The sequence below is a fragment of the Sphingomonas sp. GW821-FHT09E03 genome (assembly GCF_059416225.1).
On the sequence record NZ_JBWKOS010000004.1, the window covers coordinates 300,831 to 318,288 of the forward strand.

Here is a 17,458-nt window from a genome sequence, read left to right on the forward strand (position 1 = left end):
GAATGGCGCGAGTGACGGGGCTCGAACCCGCGACCTCCGGCGTGACAGGCCGGCGCTCTAACCAACTGAGCTACACCCGCTTAAAGCGTCGAGGCGCGCCAACTAGGCGAGCCGCCGGGGGGTGTCAACGGTCTAATCCGCGCGTCTATTCGCTGGGCTCGTCGGGCGAGCGCTTGCGGTCGCGCTGCTGGTGAACGAGCGTGCCATGTTCGAACAGGAAACCGGTGATGTCGGGCTTGCCCGCGGCACCGATTACAGTCTGGATGATGATCAGCAGCGGCACGGCTAGCAGCGCCCCTGCCGTACCCCATACCCAGCCCCAGAAGCTCAGCGAAATCAGGATCAGGATCGGGCTGATCGTTAGCCGGTGACCAACCACCAGCGGCGTGATCACATTTGCCTCCACTAAGTGGCAGCCGATCATGATCGCCGGGGGGAGCAGTGCGACCCAGATATCCGAAAAGGTCATCAGCCCGCCGACCGCCATCAGGAACGCCGCGACGATGGGCCCGAAGTATGGAACATAGTTGAGCAGCGCGACGATGCCGCCCCACATCAGCGGATAGGGCATGCCGACCAGATACAGCGCGCCGGACACCACCATGCCGAGGATGATGTTGATCACGGTGATCGTGCCGAGATAGGCCGAGACGTCGTCCACCACGTCCTGGATCACCCGCGCCGTCGCCATCGCGCCATCGAAGCTGGTGCGGCCGGTGATGGTGCGCTTGCGCATCCGTGTCCAGCCGGAAAGAAAGAAGAACACGATCAGCACGCCGAAGAAGAATTGCACGATCACCGCCGGCGCCGAGGTGGCGGCGAGTTCCAGGATCGAGCTCGGCGGCGCCACCGCGGCGGTTTGCGGCTGGCGCACCGGCGTGGTCGCAATCTGCCGGAACAACCGGTTTACCGATTTTTCCAGCGTCGAATAGAGATCGAGCAGTGGCGACAGATTGTGCTGGATTCGCGAGATGCGGGTCGGCAGCAGCTGGAAGAAGTCGGTGGCGGGCACCACAATTGCGGCGATCGCAACGTTGGCGACGAGCAGGAAGACCAACACGCAGAACATGGCCGCGATCGGCGACGGCACGCCGCGCCGCTCGAGCCATTCGAGCACCGGCACCAGCGCGATCGCGATCACCAGCGCGGCGGTGAGCGGCATGAAGAATTCGGCGCCCGACTTGAGCGCGAATGGCGTGCCGACCACCAGGCCGATGCCGGCGATCAGCGTCAGCGCCGCGAGCAGACGATCGCGCCGCTGCGCGATCCGCACGATGTCGTCGATCGGCACCCCCGCATGATGGGCGATCGCCTCTTCATTGTCCGCCGCGGCGGGAAAACTGGGGGGGGACGCACCTAGGTCTGCCATGACGACACCCTAGCGTCATTCCCGCGCCGTGTAAGCATCCAGCCACCAGGGCCGAATCTTTACAGAGTTGAACAGCCGGTGTGGTGCGCATGAAGCCCAGTCATGTTTTTCGCTTGATGATATCGGCCAATCCAGCAATATCTTCCGCAGGTTTGAAGAGCGGGTACGCTGCTGAAGCAGTTTCGTGCCGCGCTACGCCCAGTCAACGCGGAGAGAAGAATGGCTGCGTCGATCCGTACCGAGCGGCATGATGACGTCCTCGTCATCATCGCCGACAACCCGCCGGTCAACGCGCTGGGGGCGGCCGTGCGCAGCGAATTGGCAGCCGCGATTGATCAAGGTGAGCAAGACCCCGCAATTGGGGCAATGGTGATCCGCTGCGACGGTCGCACCTTCTTTGCCGGCGCCGACATCACTGAGTTCGGCAAGCCGATGCGGGAACCGGGGCTGCCCGCAGTGGTCGATCGCATCGAGGCTAGCACCAAGCCGGTGGTCGCGGCGATCCACGGTACCGCGCTCGGCGGCGGCTGCGAGGTCGCGCTGGGCTGTCACTATCGGATTGCCGTCGCCTCGGCCAAGCTCGGCACGCCCGAGGTGAAGCTCGGCCTGCTGCCCGGTGCGGGAGGCACGCAGCGGCTGCCGCGGATCGCCGGGGTGGCGCTGGCGCTCGAGATGACCGCGCTCGGCACGCCGATCAGCGCAGCCCGCGCGCTCGATGCCGGGCTGATCGATGGGATCGCGGCGACTGATGATCTGGAAGCCGAGGCGATCGCCTTCGCGCGGAGCAAGGTCGGCGAAACGCCCCTGCCCCGCGCGTCGGCGCGCACGGTCGCGCCCGATCCCGCTGCGGTCGAGGCGTTCACCCGCACACACGCCCGCAAGTTTCGGGGGTTCGACGCACCTGCCGCCAACATCGCCTGCGTGATCAAGGCGACCGAGCTGCCCTTCGCCGACGGCATTGCCTATGAGCGCCAGGCATTCATCCGGCTGATGACCGGCACGCAATCGGCAGCGCAACGCCATCTGTTCTTCGCCGAACGCCAGGCCGCCAAGATCGACGACCTGCCCGCCGGTACGACCCCGCGGACGATCCGCCGCATCGGCGTGATCGGCGCCGGGACGATGGGCGGCGGCATCTCGATGAACTTCCTCGCCGCGGGCCTGCCGGTGACGATCGTCGAGACCGCAGCCGAGGCACTGGACCGCGGCACCGCGGTGATCCGCGCCAATTACGACGCCTCCGCCAAGCGCGGGCGCTTTACCGAGGCTCAGGTCGACGCCATGATGGGGCTGCTCACGCCGACGCTGGACCTTGATGCGCTTGCCGACTGCGACCTGATCATCGAGGCAGTCTATGAGAATATGGCGGTGAAGAAGGAGCTGTTTGGCCGCCTGGACGCAGTCGCCAAGCCGGGGGCGATCCTCGCCTCCAACACCTCCTATCTCAACATCGACGAGATTGCAGCAAAGACGACGCGCCCTGCCGACGTGGTCGGCCTGCACTTCTTCTCGCCCGCCAATGTCATGAAGCTGCTCGAAGTGGTGCGGGGTGCCGCGACTGCGCCGGATGTGCTGGCGACGGTGATGGCGCTGGCGCGGACGATCGGCAAGGTCGCGGTCGTCAGCGGCGTATGCGAAGGCTTCATCGGTAACCGCATGCTGTCGCAGCGTCAGATCCCGGCGACCGCGATGCTGATAGAGGGCGCACTGCCGGCGCAGATCGATCAGGTGCATACACGCTTCGGCCTGCCGATGGGACCATTCCAGATGGCCGACCTCGCCGGGGTCGATATCGGCTGGCACAGGGATCCAACCCGGATCGAGAGCATCCGCGATGCGCTCGCTGCCGAGGGGCGCTGGGGGCAGAAGACGCAGGCCGGCTTCTACGATTACGACTCGCAGCGCACGCCGACGCCATCGGACAAGGTCGCCACCATCATCGACGATTTTCGCCGTCGTGCCGGCGTGACCCCGCGGGAGATCAGCGACGAGGAGATCGTCGAGCGCACGCTCTACCCGATGGTCAACGAAGGTGCGCGCATCCTTGCCGAGGGTATCGCGCAGCGCGCGTCCGATATCGATGTGGTGTGGGCGTTCGGCTATGGCTGGCCGGTGTATACCGGCGGCCCGATGTTCTGGGCCGACACGGTAGGCTTGCCCCGGATCGTCGCCGCGCTCGACAAGCATGGCATCGAGGTAGCGCCGCTGCTTCGCTCCAAAGCCGAGAAAGGTGAGCCCTTTGTCGGATGACGGCGCTGCCCTGGCCGAACCAGCAGGAGGACATGCATGAGCGATCTCGACGCGTTCAGGACCGACGCCCGCGCCTGGCTTGAAGAACATTGCCCGCCGGCGATGCGCGAGCCGGTGCGCAGCGAGCGAGACGTGTGCTGGGGCGGCCGTCGCTACACGCCCAGCTCGCCCGAGCAGAAGGCCTGGCTCGACGCGATGGCGGCGCGCGGCTGGACTGTGCCCGATTGGCCGCGTGCCTATGGCGGTGGCGGCCTGTCGCCGGCCGAGACCAAGATCCTGCGCGAGGAGATGGCCGCGATCCGCGCGCGCAATCCGCTCAACTCGTTCGGCATTTCTATGCTCGGCCCGGCGCTGCTAAAATATGGCACCGAGGCGCAGAAGCTCGAGCATCTGCCACGGATCGCGCGCGGCGAAATCCGCTGGTGCCAGGGCTATTCCGAACCCAACGCCGGCTCGGATCTCGCCGCCCTCGCCACCGCGGCCGAGGACGGCGGCGACCATTATCTGGTCAGCGGCCAGAAGGTGTGGACCTCCTATGCGGACAAGGCCGACTGGATCTTCTGCCTGGTGCGCACCAGCAAGGCGAGCAAGCAGGGTGGGATCAGCTTCCTGCTGTTCGACATGGCGAGCGAAGGCGTCTCCACCCGCCCGATCCTGCTGATCAGCGGCAACTCGCCATTCTGCGAGACCTTCTTCGACAAGGTGAAGGTGCCCAAGGCCAACCGCGTCCATGACGAGAACAAGGGCTGGGACGTCGCCAAATATCTGCTCGGCCATGAACGCGAAATGATCAGCGGCATGGGCTTGGGCCAAGGCGCGCGCAATCCGCTGATCGACGGCGCGCTCGCTACGATCGGTCTCGACGCCGAGGGTCGGTTGGCCGATCCCGTACTGCGTGCGCAAATCGCGCTGTTCGAGGTTCGTGCCCGCGCCTTTTCCGCCATGTCGGAGCGGTTCATCGACCAGCTGAAAGCCGGCCAGGCTCATCCCGCCCAGCCTTCGATGATGAAATATGTCGGCACCGAGCTCAACAAGCAGCGCCATGAGCTGGCGATGGCGGCGGGTGGGTCCGACGCACTCGAATGGGAGAGCGAGGTCTCCAACGGCGGTGCCGCCGCGCGCACCTGGCTGCGCACCAAGGCCAATTCGATCGAGGGCGGTACCAGCGAGATCCAGCTCAACATCATCGCCAAGCGGATCCTCGATCTGCCGGGTGCCTGATCGCCGCTGCCGCAACCACCTCCACGAAGGTTAAGACGATGCCGCTGTACCTTACCGATGAACAGGACATGCTGCGCGACACCGCGCGCGACTTCATCGCCGAGCACGCACCGGTCGCCCATCTGCGCCAATTGCGCGACACCGATGATGCGACCGGCTTCTCGCGTCAGCTGTGGAAGCGCTTCGCCGAAATGGGTTTCACCGGGATCCTGGTTCCCGAAGCCGAGGGCGGGCTCGCGCTGGGGCACGTCGAGGCGGGCATCGTGCTCGAGGAGATCGGCCGCAACCTGTCGCCTACCCCCTTCCTGTCTACCGCGGTGGCGGCGGTAGAGGCGCTGAAGGGCAGTGCGCAGGCCGCGCACTGGTATCCAGGGATTGTCGCCGGCGACACGATCGCGGCGCTCGCGATCGACGACGGCGCCAAGCACCGCGACGCCATCGGGCTTCGCGCCGAACGGGCCGGCAACGGCTTCGTCCTCACCGGGCGCAAGCAGTTCGTGGTCCACGGCCATGTCGCCGATCTGCTGATCGTCGCCGCGCGCACGGCGGGCGCTGTGCAGGACCAGGAAGGCGTCACCCTTTTCGTGGTCGATTCAAAGGCAGCCGGCCTGACAGTCGCGCCGCAGCGCCTCGCGGACGCGAGCCTGGCTGCCCGGATCGACTTCGACCGGGTGACGGTGGACGGCGATGCGGTGATCGGCACCGTCGACCATGGCCGCACGCCGCTCGACCGGCTGCTCCGCGCCGGCCGCGCCGGCGTGGCCGCCGAGCTGCTTGGGGTCGGCGGCGGGGCGATGGCGATGACGCTCGACTATCTCAAGCAGCGCACCCAGTTCGGCCAGGCGATCGGCAGCTTCCAGGCGTTGCAGCATCGTGCCGCGCATCTCTACAGCGAGCTGGAGATCGCGCGCGCGGCGACGCTGAAGGCGCAGCAACTGCTCGACAGCGGCGAAGCCGCGGCCGACGAGGCGGTATCGGTGGCCAAGGCGATGAGCGCGATGGCGGCGACGCTCGCGGTGCAGGAGGGCGTGCAGATGCACGGCGGCATCGGCATGACCGACGAATATGACATCGGCTTCTTCATGAAACGGGCACGAACCCTCACCGAGTTCTTCGGCGACATCGGCTTCCATGCGGACCGGCTGGCGCGGATCGCGGGCTATTGAGGAACGCTAAGCGCTTGTGCCGCGCTTGTGACCCTCTCTAGGCTGGCGCCAACCGGCGCCTGGCGCCCTGATGCGAGACGGTGATGACAGACAAGCAGTCCCCCGAACAACTGACCGCCGGCCTGGTGGCGCTGCTCGATGTCGAGGAGATCGACACCGACCTCTACCGCGGCGCGCGCCAGCCCGGCGGTCGCGGGCGGGTGTTCGGCGGGCAGGTGATCGCCCAGGCGCTGCAATCGGCGCAGCGCTCCACCGAGGGCAAGGACGCGCACTCGCTTCACGCCTATTTCATGCGGCCGGGCGACGAGAACCACCCGATCATCTTCCGCGTGGTGCGCGACTTCGAGGGGCGCAGCTTCGCCACCCGGCGGGTGATCGCGATGCAGCAGGGTCGGCCGATCCTCAACATGGCCGCCTCGTTCCAGACTCCCGAGGAGGGCCTTCACCACCAGGATGCGATGCCCGACGTGCCGCCGCCCGACGAGCTCGCCTCGGAGCATGAGCTGCGCCATCGGCTCGCCGATCAGATTCCCGAGGCGTATCGCGAGACCTTCCTGCGCCGGCAGAGCGCGATCGATATCCGGCCGGTCGATCCGCGCAGCTGGCTTGAGCCGGCCAAGCGCCCGCCGCACGGCGCCTGCTGGTTCCGGATCGTCGCGCCGATCGCCGACGATCCCGCGCTCCACCGCGCCGTGCTCGCTTATGCCTCGGACATGGCGTTGCTCGGGACCTCGATGCTGCCGCATGGCGTGACCTGGCTGATGCCGCAGATGCAATGCGCCAGCCTCGATCATGCCTTGTGGATCCACGAGCCGCTGCGCGCCGACGACTGGCTGCTCTATGTCACCGACAGCCCTTGGGCCGGCCATGCGCGCGGCATGAACCGGGGCACCATCTTCACCCGCGACGGCCGGCTGGTCGCCAGCGTCGCGCAGGAGGGGCTGATCCGCCAGCGCGGCTAGATTAGAACGCCAGGCCGATGGTGACGCCGCCGTCGACCACCATCGCCTGGCCGGTCATGTAGCGGCTGGCATCGCTGGCGAGATAGACCACCGCCCCCGCGATATCGACGGGGTCGCCGAGCCGGCGCAGCGGGGTGGCGCGGCTGCTGCGCTGCTCGGCCTCGGGCGTGTCCCACAAAGCGCGGGCGAAGTCGGTCTTGATCAGCCCGGGGGCGATGCAGTTCACCCGGACGTTGTCGACGCCATATTCGACCGCATAGTTGCGGGCGAGCTGGAAGTCGGCGGCCTTGGAGACGTTATAGGCGCCGATCACCGGCGAGCCGCGCAGGCCGCCGACCGAGGAGACGATGACGATCGAGCCCGCTTTGCGCTCGCGCATCTCGGGGGCGACCATCTGGATCAGCCAGTGGTTGGAGAGGACGTTGTTCTCGAGGATCTTGCGGAACTGGTCGTCCTCTATGCCGGCCATCGGCCCGTAATAGGGGTTGGAGGCGGCGTTGCAGACGAGGACGTCGATGCGGCCGAAGGCGCGGCGGGTCTCGTCGACGAGGTGCTGGAGCGCCGGCTTGTCGGAGATGCTCGCCGCGACCGCGATCGCGCGGCCGTCGCCATGCTCGGTGTTGATCGCGGCCGCCACCGCGTCACAGGCTGCCTGCTTGCGGCTGGAGATGACCACCCGGGCACCCTGACGGGCCAGCTCGATCGCGCTCGCCTGGCCGATGCCACGCGACGAGCCGGTGATGATGGCGACCTTGCCGGTGAGATCGAACAGCGACATGGCTAACTCCCTATCTTGTCTAACTTCACGCATATCGCACACGGTGCGACGCTGAGAGGTGGTGTGAACGGCGGCGGTTAAGCCCCGGCCATTTGGGCGAAATGCCATGAAGCACTCGCCAGGCGATAGACCTGCGCGGCCGATGCCTCGGCCTGGGCGTTCGAGGCCGTGCCATCGACTATGCGCTTCTTGATGCCCTGGACGATGCCGGTGAGGCGAAACAGATTGTAGGCGAAATACCAGTTGAGATCGGGGACGCCGTCGCGGCCGGTGGCACGGCAGTATCGCTCGGTCATCGCCTCGATCGTCGGGATGCCGGTGGCGGCGCCGGTACGGCCGAGCACGCCCGAGCGGCCTTCGGGCTCCGTAACCCAGCTCATCAGGAAGTAGGAGAAATCGGCGAGCGGGTCGCCGAGGGTGGACAGCTCCCAGTCGAGCACCGCGATCACCTGCGGCGCGGCGGGGGCAAAGATCAGATTGTCGACGCGGTAATCGCCATGGACGATCGCGGTGCGGGTCTGCGGCGGCAGCGTGCGCGGCAGGAACTCGATCAGCTGCTCGACCTCGGGCATCGTCTCGGTCTCGCTGGCGCGATATTGCCGGGTCCAGCGCTCGACCTGGCGGGCGAAGTAGTTGCCGGGCTTGCCGTAATCGGCGAGCCCGGCAACTTCATAGTCGATCGTGTGGAGCGCGGCGAGCGTGTCGACCATCGCCTTGTAGAGCGCGGTGCGCTCGGCGGGCGCGCTGCCGGGCAGCGTGCCGTCCCACAAATTGCGGCCATCGGCGAGCGCCATGACGTAGAACATCGCGCCGATCACGCTCTCGTCGGTGCACAGCGCATAGGGGCGCGCGACCGGGAAGCCGGTGGGATGGAGCGCGGCGATCAACCGAAATTCGCGGTCAACGGCATGGGCGCTCGGCAGCAGTGCGCCGAACGGCTTGCGGCGCAGGACATAGGCGCCGCCGGGGGTGTCGAGCCGATAGGTGGGGTTGGACTGCCCGCCGGGGAATTTGGCGTAGCTGAGCGGGCCGGCGAAGCCGGGGATGTGGGCTTCGAGCCAGGGGACGAGCCTGGCGGTGTCGAGGTCTTGCGTGGTGGTCATGGGATCATCGCCCGAGCTCCCCGCTTTCACCGGGATGACGGAACAGTGGCTGGCTCATGCGTGGCGGCCGAGTTCGGCGCGGGCGATGGCGCGGTTGTGGACCTCGTCGGGGCCATCCGCGAACCGCAGGGTGCGCATTGCCGCCCAATCATGGGCGAGCGGGAAATCGGCGGAGACGCCGGCGCCGCCATGCGCCTGGATGGCATCGTCGAGGATCTTGAGCGCCATAGTCGGCGCCTGGACCTTGATCATCGCGATCTCGAGCTGCGCCGATTTGTTGCCGGCGCGGTCCATCATGTCGGCGGCCTTGAGGCAGAGCAGCCGGGTCATCTCGATGTCGATGCGCGCGCGCGCCAACCGTTCTTCCCACACCGAATGCTCGGCGATCCGCTTGCCGAACGCGATCCGCGCCTGCAGCCGCCGCGCCATCGCCGCGATCGCCTCCTCGGCGACGCCGATGGTGCGCATGCAATGATGGATGCGGCCCGGGCCGAGCCGCCCTTGCGCGATCTCGAACCCCCTGCCCTCGCCGAGCAGCATGTTGGCGGCGGGCACGCGGACGGCGTCGAGCACCACCTCGCCGTGGCCATGCGGCGCGTGATCATAGCCGTAGACCGAGAGCATCCGTTCGATCCGCACCCCCGGCGTGTCGAGCGGGACCAGGATCATGCTCTGCTGGGCGTGGCGGCTGGCGGCGGGATCGGTCTTGCCCATCACGATCGCGATGCGGCAGCGCGGATCGCCGACCCCGCTCGACCACCATTTGCGCCCGGTGATGACGTAATCGTCGCCGTCACGGGTGATCCGTGTCTCGATATTGGTCGCATCGGACGAGGCGACCGCCGGTTCGGTCATCAGGAAGGCGGAGCGTATCTCGCCGTCCATCAGCGGGCGCAGCCACTCGTCCTTCTGCGCGCGCGTACCGTAACGATGAAGAACCTCCATGTTGCCGGTGTCGGGCGCCGAGCAGTTGAAGCATTCCGACGCCCAGCCGACCCGCCCCATCTCCTCGGCACAGAGCGCATATTCGAGGTTGCTGAGCTGGGTGCCCGCGAAGGCGAAGCTGTCATCGACCGGCGCCGGCCCGGCGTGAGGCGGCATGAACAGGTTCCACAGTCCCTGCGCCCTGGCGAGCGCCTTCACCTCCTCGATCACCGAGATCACTTTCCAGCGCTCGCCCTCGTTCGCCTGGCGATCATGCTCGGCTTGGCGGGGACGGATGTGCTGGTCGATGAAGCCGCGGACCGAATCGCGCAGCGCGGTCTCGCGTTCGCCCAGCGTGAAGTCCATGACCGCTCTCCTGCCCGTGTCGTTGCCGCGATCTAGACCGTACCGCATCTTCGGTAAAGCACCCCGCACCGTCGCGATGCCACGCCGTTCAGCAGATGGTTGGGCGGCATGACACGGCTTTGGAAAAAACACTGTTTGTTCGAATAGTCGGTTGGTAAGGTGGCCGGATGCAGGAAGACGGCACGGCGGAACCAGACGGCGAACCCCTCGGCGAACAGGGCACCAAGCGGTTTCGGGCGAAACGCGATGCGATCCTCGCCGCGGCGGCGGAGGCGATCAACGAACAAAGCGCGAAGGGCATGACCTTTGCCGACGTGGCGCGGCGTGTGGGGCTCAACACCACCAGCGTCACTTATTACTTCAAGCGCAAGGAGGATCTTGCCGCGGCGGCGTTCGAGCACACGCTCGATTATCTGCTGGTGATGCTCGACACCGCGCTGGAAGAGCCGACGCCGCAGCAGCGGGTCCGGCGCTATCTCGCGCTCAACATGGCGCGGCTGGAGCGCGTGCAGCGTGGCGACGAGCGGCCGATGGCGGTGCTCGCCGATCTGCGCGCCACCGAGGAGCCGATCCTCGGCCGGCTGATGGCGGGCTGGCGCGAGGTGTTCCGGCGCACGCGGAGCCTGTGGGGGACGCCCAAGGGCCGTGCCCAGACCGATCTGTTCGGCGCGCGCGCGCATGTGCTGCTCGAGAACACCTTCTGGCTGCCGGCGTGGCTCGATCGCTACGAGCCCGATCAATATGCGCGGGTGGAAGCGCGGCTGATGGACGTGTTCGCGCATGGCATCGCCGGCGCCGATGCGCGCTGGTCGCCGGCGATGCTCGATCTGTCGCATGGCGAGGCCGAGCCGGGCCGCGCCCAGTTCCTGCTCGCGGCGACGCGGCTGATCAACGAGATGGGCTATCGCGGCGCCTCGGTGCAGCGCATCGCCGCCGAGCTCAACGTCACCAAGGGCAGCTTCTACCACCATCTCGACGCCAAGGACGATCTCGTCACCGCTTGCTACCAGCGCAGCTTCGACACGATCAACCAGGCGCAGGAACTCGCCGACACTGCCGGCGGCAGCTATTGGCACCGATTGTCGAGCACGATCGCGACGCTGCTCGACGTCCAGTTCGCCGAACGCGCGCCGCTGCTGCGGACCACGGCGCTGAGCGGGCTGCCCGCCGCGGAGCGCAGCGCGATGGTGGACCGCTCGAACCGGATTGCGCGGCGCTATGCGGGAACGATCATGGACGGCATCGCCGAAGGATCGCTGCGCGCGGTGGACGCGCTGATCGCGGCACAGACGCTGATGGCGCTGCAGAATGCGGCGTTCGACATGCGCAAATGGGCCTCGACCATGCCGCGCGAGCGGGCGATCGGCATGTATGCCTCGACGCTGCTGTTCGGGTTGTTCGACGACCGGGTGGCGGCGGGATAACGCATTGGGCGATGCCCTTGGACAGGAGCCGCACGAGACCCCAGCTTTCGCTGGGGTGAAGGTTCTACTCGGTGACGGCTCTGCTTGGTGTTGCCCGGCATCAGCCGGCGGTTGCCGCACCCGCCACCCCGCCCCATCTGGCGGGTTCACGGCATAGGAGCTGCGCATGATCGACCTGCATTATTGGCCCACCCCCAACGGTCACAAGATCACGCTGATGCTCGAAGAGACCGGGCTCGATTACCGGATTTCCCCCGTCAACATCGGCAAGGGCGAGCAGTTCGCCCCGGACTTCCTGCGCATCGCACCCAACAATCGCATGCCCGCGATCGTCGATCAGGCGCCGGCTGATGGCGGCGCGCCGGTGTCGGTGTTCGAATCGGGCGCGATCCTGCTCTATCTTGCCGAGAAGACCGGGCGGTTCGGCGGCGACGGCCTGCGCAAGCGGGTCGAGATCACCCAATGGCTAATGTGGCAGATGGGCGGGCTCGGCCCGATGCTCGGCCAGAACCATCATTTCAGCCGCTATGCGCCCGAGAAGGTGCCTTATGCGATCGAGCGCTACGTCAAGGAGACCAACCGCCTTTATGGCGTGCTCGATCGGCGGCTGGCGGATCGCGACTTTGTTGCCGGCGACTATTCGATCGCGGACATGGCGGCCTATCCGTGGATCGTGCCCCACGAAGCGCAGGGGCAGCGGCTGGAAGAATTCCCCAACCTCGCCCGCTGGTTCGCCGCGATCGCCGCGCGCCCGGCGACGGTGGCGGCCTATGCCAAGGGGGAAGCGGTCAGCGCCGGTACCCAGCCGATGACCGACGAAGCCAAGAAGGTGCTGTTCGGCCAGACCGCGCGCTGATCCGTCGTCACCAGGGGACCGACCATGACCGACCTGCCTGCCACCATCGCCGCGCTCGAACCGATCGACGGCGGGTGGCGCGGCGAGGTGCCCGCCAACTGGCTGCAGGGGCGCACCGCTTATGGCGGGTTATCGTCGGCGCTGGCGCTGCACGCGGCGCAGCAGGTGGAGCCAGACCTGCCGCCGCTGCGCTCGGCGCTGGTGGCGTTCATCGGTCCCTTGTCGGGCGCGGTGACGGTCCGGGCGACGCGGCTACGGCGCGGGCGCAACGCCGCCTTCGTGCAGGCGGATGTGTCGAGCGAATCGGGCCTCGGCCTACGCGCGACTTTCGTGTTCATGGCGCCGATCGCCTCGGCGCTCGATCACCGCGGCGGCGGCGCACCCGCGGTGGCGGCGCCGCAGCCGGGCGATCCGATCAGCCGCGGGCGACCAGAGATCGCCTTTACCGGCAATTTCGCGATGCTCGATGCGCCGGCGGGACTCGCGGGGCCGGCCGACTGGCTGCGCTGGGTGCGGCTGGAGGGACGTGCGGGGCTCGACCCGATGGTGGAACTGATCGCGGTGGCCGATGCGCTGCCGCCGGCGGCGCTCAAGCTGCTCGGGCGGTTCGCGCCGCTGAGCTCGATGACCTGGCAGCTCAACCTGCTGACGGCGCAGCCGCGCACCACCGATGGCTGGTGGCTGCTCGGCGCGCACACCGATCATGCCCGCGACGGCAATTCGAGCCAGCGGATGACGATCTGGAACGCCGATGGCGTCGCGGTCGCCGAACAGATGCAGAGCGTCGCGCTATTCGGCTGATGGCTGGCCGATGGTGCCGGCGCGACAGGTTGCGACAGTTTTGCCGGCCGGCCGACACATGGATGCGACATGGCGACGGCATAAGCCTCAGCATCGGGCAGCGGAGGGCCGCGCCTGTTCGGAGACGTACACGTGATGCGCAAGACCATTCTCACCCTCGCGCTCGCCGTCGGCGGGTTGGCGGCGGCAGCGGGAAACGCCCAATCGGCCGATGCCGGCCCGAACGCGATGCGACAGCCGCGCGGCGGACCGATGATGCACGCCGACGCCAATGGCGACGGCGTGATCACCCACGCCGAAGCGATCGCCGACGCCGAGGCGCGGTTCGCGGCGATGGATACCAACAAGGACGGGCGGATCACGCCGGAGGAGCGCCAGGCCGCGCGCGAGGCGATGCGGGCGCGCTTCCGTGATCGCGCCGGCGCCGATGGCGACGCACCGCCACCGCCCCCGGGGATGGGTGGCGGTGGGCCGGACGGCGACCGCGTGATCACCCGCGCCGACTATATCAAGCGCGCCACCGAGCGGTTCGACCGGATGGATGCCAACCACGATGGCAGGCTCGATTCGGGCGAGCTGGCGCGGATGCGACCGATGCGGGGGCCGCGTGGTGGTGGCGACATGCCGCCGCCTCCCCCGGCACCCGCCGACGCGGGCTGATCGAATCGCGCCGGGCGGATGACCTGCCCGGCGCCTCGTCGACGGCGAGCCAAGATCCGCTGGGCAGGAGGCGATGCCATGCTACACCCGCACGCCATGGGAGACATGCCGCACCTGTTGCTCGTCGATGACGAGCGCTCGATCCGCGAACCGCTCGCGCACTATCTCACCAAACAGGGGTTTCGCGTCACCCAGGCGGGCGATGCCGAGAGCGCGCGGACCAGGATGGCGGCTTATGCGATCGATCTCGTCATCCTCGATGTGATGATGCCGGGCGAGGATGGCCTCAGCCTGTGCCGTCACATCGCCGAGACCAGCGACACGCCGGTGATCCTGCTCACCGCGCGTGCCGAGGAGACCGACCGGATCGTCGGGCTCGAGATGGGCGCCGACGATTATGTGGTAAAGCCGTTTTCGCCGCGCGAGCTCGCCGCCAGGGTCAAGGTGGTGCTGCGGCGGCTGACCGCGGGCGGCGCGCGGCAGCATGCGCCGGAGAGCGGCTCCTATGCCTTTGCCGGCTGGGTGCTGCGCACCGGCGAGCGCGCGCTGGTCGATCGCGACGGAGTGTCGGTGCCGCTGTCGACCGGCGAGTATAATCTGCTGCTCGCGCTGGTGACACGGCCGCGCCAGGTGCTGACCCGCGACCAGTTGCTCGACCTCACCCAGGGCCGCGAGGCGGCGGCGTTCGACCGTGCGATCGACAATCAGGTGAGCCGGCTGCGCCGCAAGATCGAGGGCGACGCCAAGACGCCGGAGATCATCAAGACGGTGTGGGGCGGTGGCTACACGCTGGCGGCCGAAGTGACGCGGCTGTGAGGCGGCCGTGAAGACGCTTCGCCAGCGGCTGCGGCCGCGCAGCCTCGCCGCGCAGATCGCGCTGCTGGTCGCGATCGCGCTGTTCGTCGCCCAGGGCATCAACTTCGCGCTGCTGCTGCGCGAGCGCCGCTCGCTCAGGCTCGAGCAGGTCACCGGGCCGGTGGTGGCGCGGCTGATCGACGCGAGCGACCCCGATCCGCGTGACGATCGCCGCGGGCGGGTGCGGCGCGTCGCTACCAACCCGATCGATCCGCGCAGCCCGCGGGTGCCGGTGGTGGAGCGCGCGCTCGACGAGGCGCTGACCGAGGCGGGGATCGCCCATGGCACGATCGTCACCGGGTTGCGGCCGCTGTCGCGCGACGACCACAGCGTGCGCCGGCTGCCGCCGCGACGGGTGGAGCGGTTCATCCGCAGCGGCGCGCAGCTGCAGATCGCGGTCGCGCAACCCGGCCATGGCTGGCTGGTGCTCAACTCGCTGTGGCTGCGCGACGACAGCGACCTGGTCTGGCGGCTGATCGGGCAAACCGTGATCCTCTATGTGGTGGTGCTGGCGCCGCTGCTGCTCGCCGGGCGGCGGCTGTCGCGGCCGCTGAGCGCGCTGACCCAGGCGGCGGAGCGGTTCGGGCCGAGCGACAGCAGCGATCCCCTGCCCGCGCGCGGGCCCGACGACGTCGCGCAGCTGATCGCGGCGTTCAACGCGCTGCGGCTGCGGGTGACGGCGATGCTCGACGAGAAGGACCGGATGCTCGGCGCGATCGGCCACGACCTGCGTACCCCGCTCGCGGCGCTGCGGGTGCGGATCGAATCGGTCGAGGACGATAACGACCGCGCGCGGATGGTGGAGACGATCGCCGAGATGAACCGGACTCTCGACGACATCCTCTCGCTCGCGCGCCTCGGCCGCCCGAGCGAGGCGATCACCGAAGTGGATTGCGCGGCGCTGGTCGACGCGGTGGTGGAGGATTTCCGCGACCTCGGCCAACCGGTGAGCTTCGTCGAGGCCGAGCGGCTGCGGATGCGGCTGCGGCCGTCGCTGATGCGGCGCGCGGTACGGAATTTGATCGAGAATGCGGTGAAATATGCCGGCGCCGCCGAGGTCTCGCTCGAGGCCGGGGCGGAGCAGGTGGCGATCACCGTCGCCGACCGCGGGCCCGGCATTCCCGAAGAGCGGCTGGGCGATGTGTTCGAGGCGTTCACCCGGCTCGAGACCTCGCGCAACCGCGACACCGGCGGGATCGGCCTTGGCCTCGCCCTGGCGCGGACGATCGTGCGCGAGGCGGGCGGCGATATCTGTCTCGCCAACCGCGCCGGCGGCGGGCTGGCGGCGACGATCACCCTGCCGCGCCGCTAGCCGGCGAACTCCCTCAGGCGTCAGTCCTCGCTGATCTGGCTGTGCGTCCTGGTGTCGCGCATGCGCAGGTAGACGATCAGCGACACGCCGATCATCGCGGTGACGTACCAATAGAAGCCGCGCTCGATGCCGGCGTTCTTGAGCCACAGCGCAACATATTCGGCGGTGCCGCCGAAGAGGGTATTGGCGAGCGCATAGGGCAGCGCGACGCCGAGCGTGCGGATGTGCGCCGGGAACAGCTCGGCCTTCACCACCGCGTTGATCGAAGTATAGCCGGTGACGATCACCAGCGCGCCCAGCACCAGCGCCCAGGCCAGCACCGGGCTGGTGACGCGTTCCAGCGACAGGAAGATCGGCACGGTGCAGATCAGCCCGAGCACGCCAAAGCCGACCATCAGCGGCTTGCGGCCGATCCGATCCGACAAGGCTCCCGCCGCCGGTTGCAGCGCCGCATAGAGCGCGAGCGCGGCGGTCATGATCCAGCTTGCGGTCTCACGGCTGAAGCCGCTGGTGTTGACCAGGAACTTCTGCATGTAGGTGGTATAGGCATAGAAAGCGAGCGTGCCGCCGGCGGTGAGCAGCAGCACCGTGAACGCCTCGCGCGGGTGGTCGCGGAACAGGATCCAGCCGCTCGATCTGGGCTTGCCGTCACCGCTCACGTTCTTGAACGATTCGGTTTCGAGCAATCCGCGCCGGATGCGGAACACGGCGATCGCGAGCAGGCCGCCGATCGCGAACGGGATGCGCCAGCCCCAGCGTTCGAGCTGCGCTTCGCTGAGCGTGTTCTGCAGGATCAGCAGCACGCACAGCGCGGTCAGCTGGCCGCCCACCAGCGTGACATATTGGAAGGACGAGAAGAAGCCGCGGCGGTTCTTGCCGGCCATCTCGCTGAGATAGACCGCCGAGGCGCCGTATTCGCCGCCGACGCTGAGGCCCTGGAGCAGCCGCGCGAGCACCAGCAGGGCCGGTGCACCCCAGCCGATCGTCGCATAGCCCGGCGTCACCGCGATCATCAGCGCGCCGACGCACATCAGCGTCACCGACAGGGTCAGCGCCGATTTGCGGCCGTGACGATCGGCATAGATGCCCATGATCCAGGCGCCGACCGGGCGCATCAGGAAGCCGACCGCGAAGATCGCGGCGGCGTTGAGCAACTGCGCGGTGGCGCTGCCCTTGGGAAACATCACCGGGGCAAAATAGAGGGTGAAGGCGGAGTAGACGTACCAGTCATACCATTCGACGAGATTGCCCGCCGAGCCGCCGAGGATCGAGCGGAGACGATGCTCGGGTGGCGGTGCGCCTGCCGGTGCTGCGGTGGCCATGATCGTCTCCCTCATTTTGGGGTATACCTAGAGTATGATGACGTCGGTCGAACCACCTAATCCGTTCGCCCTGAGCTTGTCGAAGGGCA

Annotated in this window: 15 protein-coding genes and 1 tRNA gene; 10 read left to right on the forward strand and 6 right to left on the reverse strand. The window is 67.9% G+C overall.

Features of this window, described 5'->3' with window-relative positions:
* Positions 1-3: 3 nt before the first annotated feature.
* Together AC07M8_RS11785 and AC07M8_RS11790 are read right to left on the reverse strand one after the other, a co-directional pair.
* Positions 4-80, reverse strand: a tRNA-Asp gene (locus tag AC07M8_RS11785).
* 65 nt (positions 81-145) lie between these two features.
* Positions 146-1,369, reverse strand: coding sequence for an AI-2E family transporter (locus AC07M8_RS11790; protein WP_495174515.1), 1,224 nt, complete (start codon positions 1,367-1,369; stop codon positions 146-148).
* 219 nt (positions 1,370-1,588) lie between these two features.
* On the opposite strand from AC07M8_RS11790, the gene AC07M8_RS11795 reads away from it, so the two are divergent.
* From AC07M8_RS11795 to AC07M8_RS11810, 4 genes are all read left to right on the forward strand, one after another.
* On the forward strand, positions 1,589-3,619 hold the full coding sequence (locus AC07M8_RS11795; protein ID WP_495174516.1) for a 3-hydroxyacyl-CoA dehydrogenase NAD-binding domain-containing protein: 2,031 nt from the start codon (positions 1,589-1,591) through the stop codon (positions 3,617-3,619).
* 36 nt (positions 3,620-3,655) lie between these two features.
* Complete coding sequence (locus AC07M8_RS11800) at positions 3,656-4,840, forward strand: acyl-CoA dehydrogenase family protein (protein ID WP_495174517.1); 1,185 nt, start codon at positions 3,656-3,658, stop codon at positions 4,838-4,840.
* A 38-nt stretch (positions 4,841-4,878) separates the two neighbouring features.
* Positions 4,879-6,006 carry an acyl-CoA dehydrogenase family protein gene (locus tag AC07M8_RS11805; protein ID WP_495174518.1) on the forward strand — a complete coding sequence of 376 codons (1,128 nt, stop codon included), beginning with the start codon at positions 4,879-4,881 and terminating at the stop codon, positions 6,004-6,006.
* Between the two features lie 83 nt (positions 6,007-6,089).
* Positions 6,090-6,968 carry an acyl-CoA thioesterase gene (locus AC07M8_RS11810; RefSeq protein ID WP_495174519.1) on the forward strand — a complete coding sequence of 293 codons (879 nt, stop codon included), beginning with the start codon at positions 6,090-6,092 and terminating at the stop codon, positions 6,966-6,968.
* 1 nt (position 6,969) lies between these two features.
* Here the strand turns inward: AC07M8_RS11810 and AC07M8_RS11815 are convergent, their stop codons facing one another.
* The 3 genes from AC07M8_RS11815 to AC07M8_RS11825 form a co-directional block, all read right to left on the reverse strand.
* Complete coding sequence (locus AC07M8_RS11815; protein ID WP_495174520.1) at positions 6,970-7,746, reverse strand: SDR family oxidoreductase; 777 nt, start codon at positions 7,744-7,746, stop codon at positions 6,970-6,972.
* Between the two features lie 77 nt (positions 7,747-7,823).
* Positions 7,824-8,849 carry a phosphotransferase family protein gene (locus tag AC07M8_RS11820; protein ID WP_495174521.1) on the reverse strand — a complete coding sequence of 342 codons (1,026 nt, stop codon included), beginning with the start codon at positions 8,847-8,849 and terminating at the stop codon, positions 7,824-7,826.
* A gap of 54 nt (positions 8,850-8,903) precedes the next feature.
* A complete protein-coding gene (locus AC07M8_RS11825) occupies positions 8,904-10,139 on the reverse strand; it encodes an acyl-CoA dehydrogenase family protein (RefSeq protein WP_495174522.1) in 1,236 nt (411 codons plus the stop codon).
* A 167-nt stretch (positions 10,140-10,306) separates the two neighbouring features.
* Between AC07M8_RS11825 and AC07M8_RS11830 the strand changes: the two genes are divergently transcribed.
* From AC07M8_RS11830 to AC07M8_RS11855, 6 genes are all read left to right on the forward strand, one after another.
* Positions 10,307-11,563, forward strand: coding sequence for a TetR/AcrR family transcriptional regulator (locus AC07M8_RS11830; protein ID WP_495174523.1), 1,257 nt, complete (start codon positions 10,307-10,309; stop codon positions 11,561-11,563).
* 166 nt (positions 11,564-11,729) lie between these two features.
* On the forward strand, positions 11,730-12,419 hold the full coding sequence (locus AC07M8_RS11835; RefSeq protein WP_495174524.1) for a glutathione binding-like protein: 690 nt from the start codon (positions 11,730-11,732) through the stop codon (positions 12,417-12,419).
* 24 nt (positions 12,420-12,443) lie between these two features.
* Positions 12,444-13,220 (forward strand): thioesterase family protein, encoded by a 777-nt coding sequence (locus tag AC07M8_RS11840; protein ID WP_495174525.1) that lies wholly within the window; start codon positions 12,444-12,446, stop codon positions 13,218-13,220.
* A 135-nt stretch (positions 13,221-13,355) separates the two neighbouring features.
* Positions 13,356-13,880, forward strand: coding sequence for an EF-hand domain-containing protein (locus AC07M8_RS11845; RefSeq protein ID WP_495174707.1), 525 nt, complete (start codon positions 13,356-13,358; stop codon positions 13,878-13,880).
* Positions 13,881-13,976: 96 nt separating this feature from the next.
* Complete coding sequence (locus AC07M8_RS11850) at positions 13,977-14,696, forward strand: response regulator (protein ID WP_267393598.1); 720 nt, start codon at positions 13,977-13,979, stop codon at positions 14,694-14,696.
* Positions 14,697-14,703: 7 nt separating this feature from the next.
* On the forward strand, positions 14,704-16,047 hold the full coding sequence (locus AC07M8_RS11855; protein ID WP_495174526.1) for a HAMP domain-containing sensor histidine kinase: 1,344 nt from the start codon (positions 14,704-14,706) through the stop codon (positions 16,045-16,047).
* Positions 16,048-16,067: 20 nt separating this feature from the next.
* Here AC07M8_RS11855 and AC07M8_RS11860 read toward each other — a convergent pair whose 3' ends face one another.
* Complete coding sequence (locus AC07M8_RS11860) at positions 16,068-17,369, reverse strand: MFS transporter (RefSeq protein WP_495174527.1); 1,302 nt, start codon at positions 17,367-17,369, stop codon at positions 16,068-16,070.
* Between the last annotated feature and the right edge of the window lie 89 nt (positions 17,370-17,458).

Coding starts and splice junctions, on each gene's coding strand:
- AC07M8_RS11790 (WP_495174515.1), bottom strand. CDS start 1,369: ATGGCAGACCTAGGTGCGTCCCCCCCCAGTTTTCCCGCCGCGGCGGAC.
- AC07M8_RS11795 (WP_495174516.1), top strand. CDS start 1,589: ATGGCTGCGTCGATCCGTACCGAGCGGCATGATGACGTCCTCGTCATC.
- AC07M8_RS11800 (WP_495174517.1), top strand. CDS start 3,656: ATGAGCGATCTCGACGCGTTCAGGACCGACGCCCGCGCCTGGCTTGAA.
- AC07M8_RS11805 (WP_495174518.1), top strand. CDS start 4,879: ATGCCGCTGTACCTTACCGATGAACAGGACATGCTGCGCGACACCGCG.
- AC07M8_RS11810 (WP_495174519.1), top strand. CDS start 6,090: ATGACAGACAAGCAGTCCCCCGAACAACTGACCGCCGGCCTGGTGGCG.
- AC07M8_RS11815 (WP_495174520.1), bottom strand. CDS start 7,746: ATGTCGCTGTTCGATCTCACCGGCAAGGTCGCCATCATCACCGGCTCG.
- AC07M8_RS11820 (WP_495174521.1), bottom strand. CDS start 8,849: ATGACCACCACGCAAGACCTCGACACCGCCAGGCTCGTCCCCTGGCTC.
- AC07M8_RS11825 (WP_495174522.1), bottom strand. CDS start 10,139: ATGGACTTCACGCTGGGCGAACGCGAGACCGCGCTGCGCGATTCGGTC.
- AC07M8_RS11830 (WP_495174523.1), top strand. CDS start 10,307: ATGCAGGAAGACGGCACGGCGGAACCAGACGGCGAACCCCTCGGCGAA.
- AC07M8_RS11835 (WP_495174524.1), top strand. CDS start 11,730: ATGATCGACCTGCATTATTGGCCCACCCCCAACGGTCACAAGATCACG.
- AC07M8_RS11840 (WP_495174525.1), top strand. CDS start 12,444: ATGACCGACCTGCCTGCCACCATCGCCGCGCTCGAACCGATCGACGGC.
- AC07M8_RS11845 (WP_495174707.1), top strand. CDS start 13,356: ATGCGCAAGACCATTCTCACCCTCGCGCTCGCCGTCGGCGGGTTGGCG.
- AC07M8_RS11850 (WP_267393598.1), top strand. CDS start 13,977: ATGGGAGACATGCCGCACCTGTTGCTCGTCGATGACGAGCGCTCGATC.
- AC07M8_RS11860 (WP_495174527.1), bottom strand. CDS start 17,369: ATGGCCACCGCAGCACCGGCAGGCGCACCGCCACCCGAGCATCGTCTC.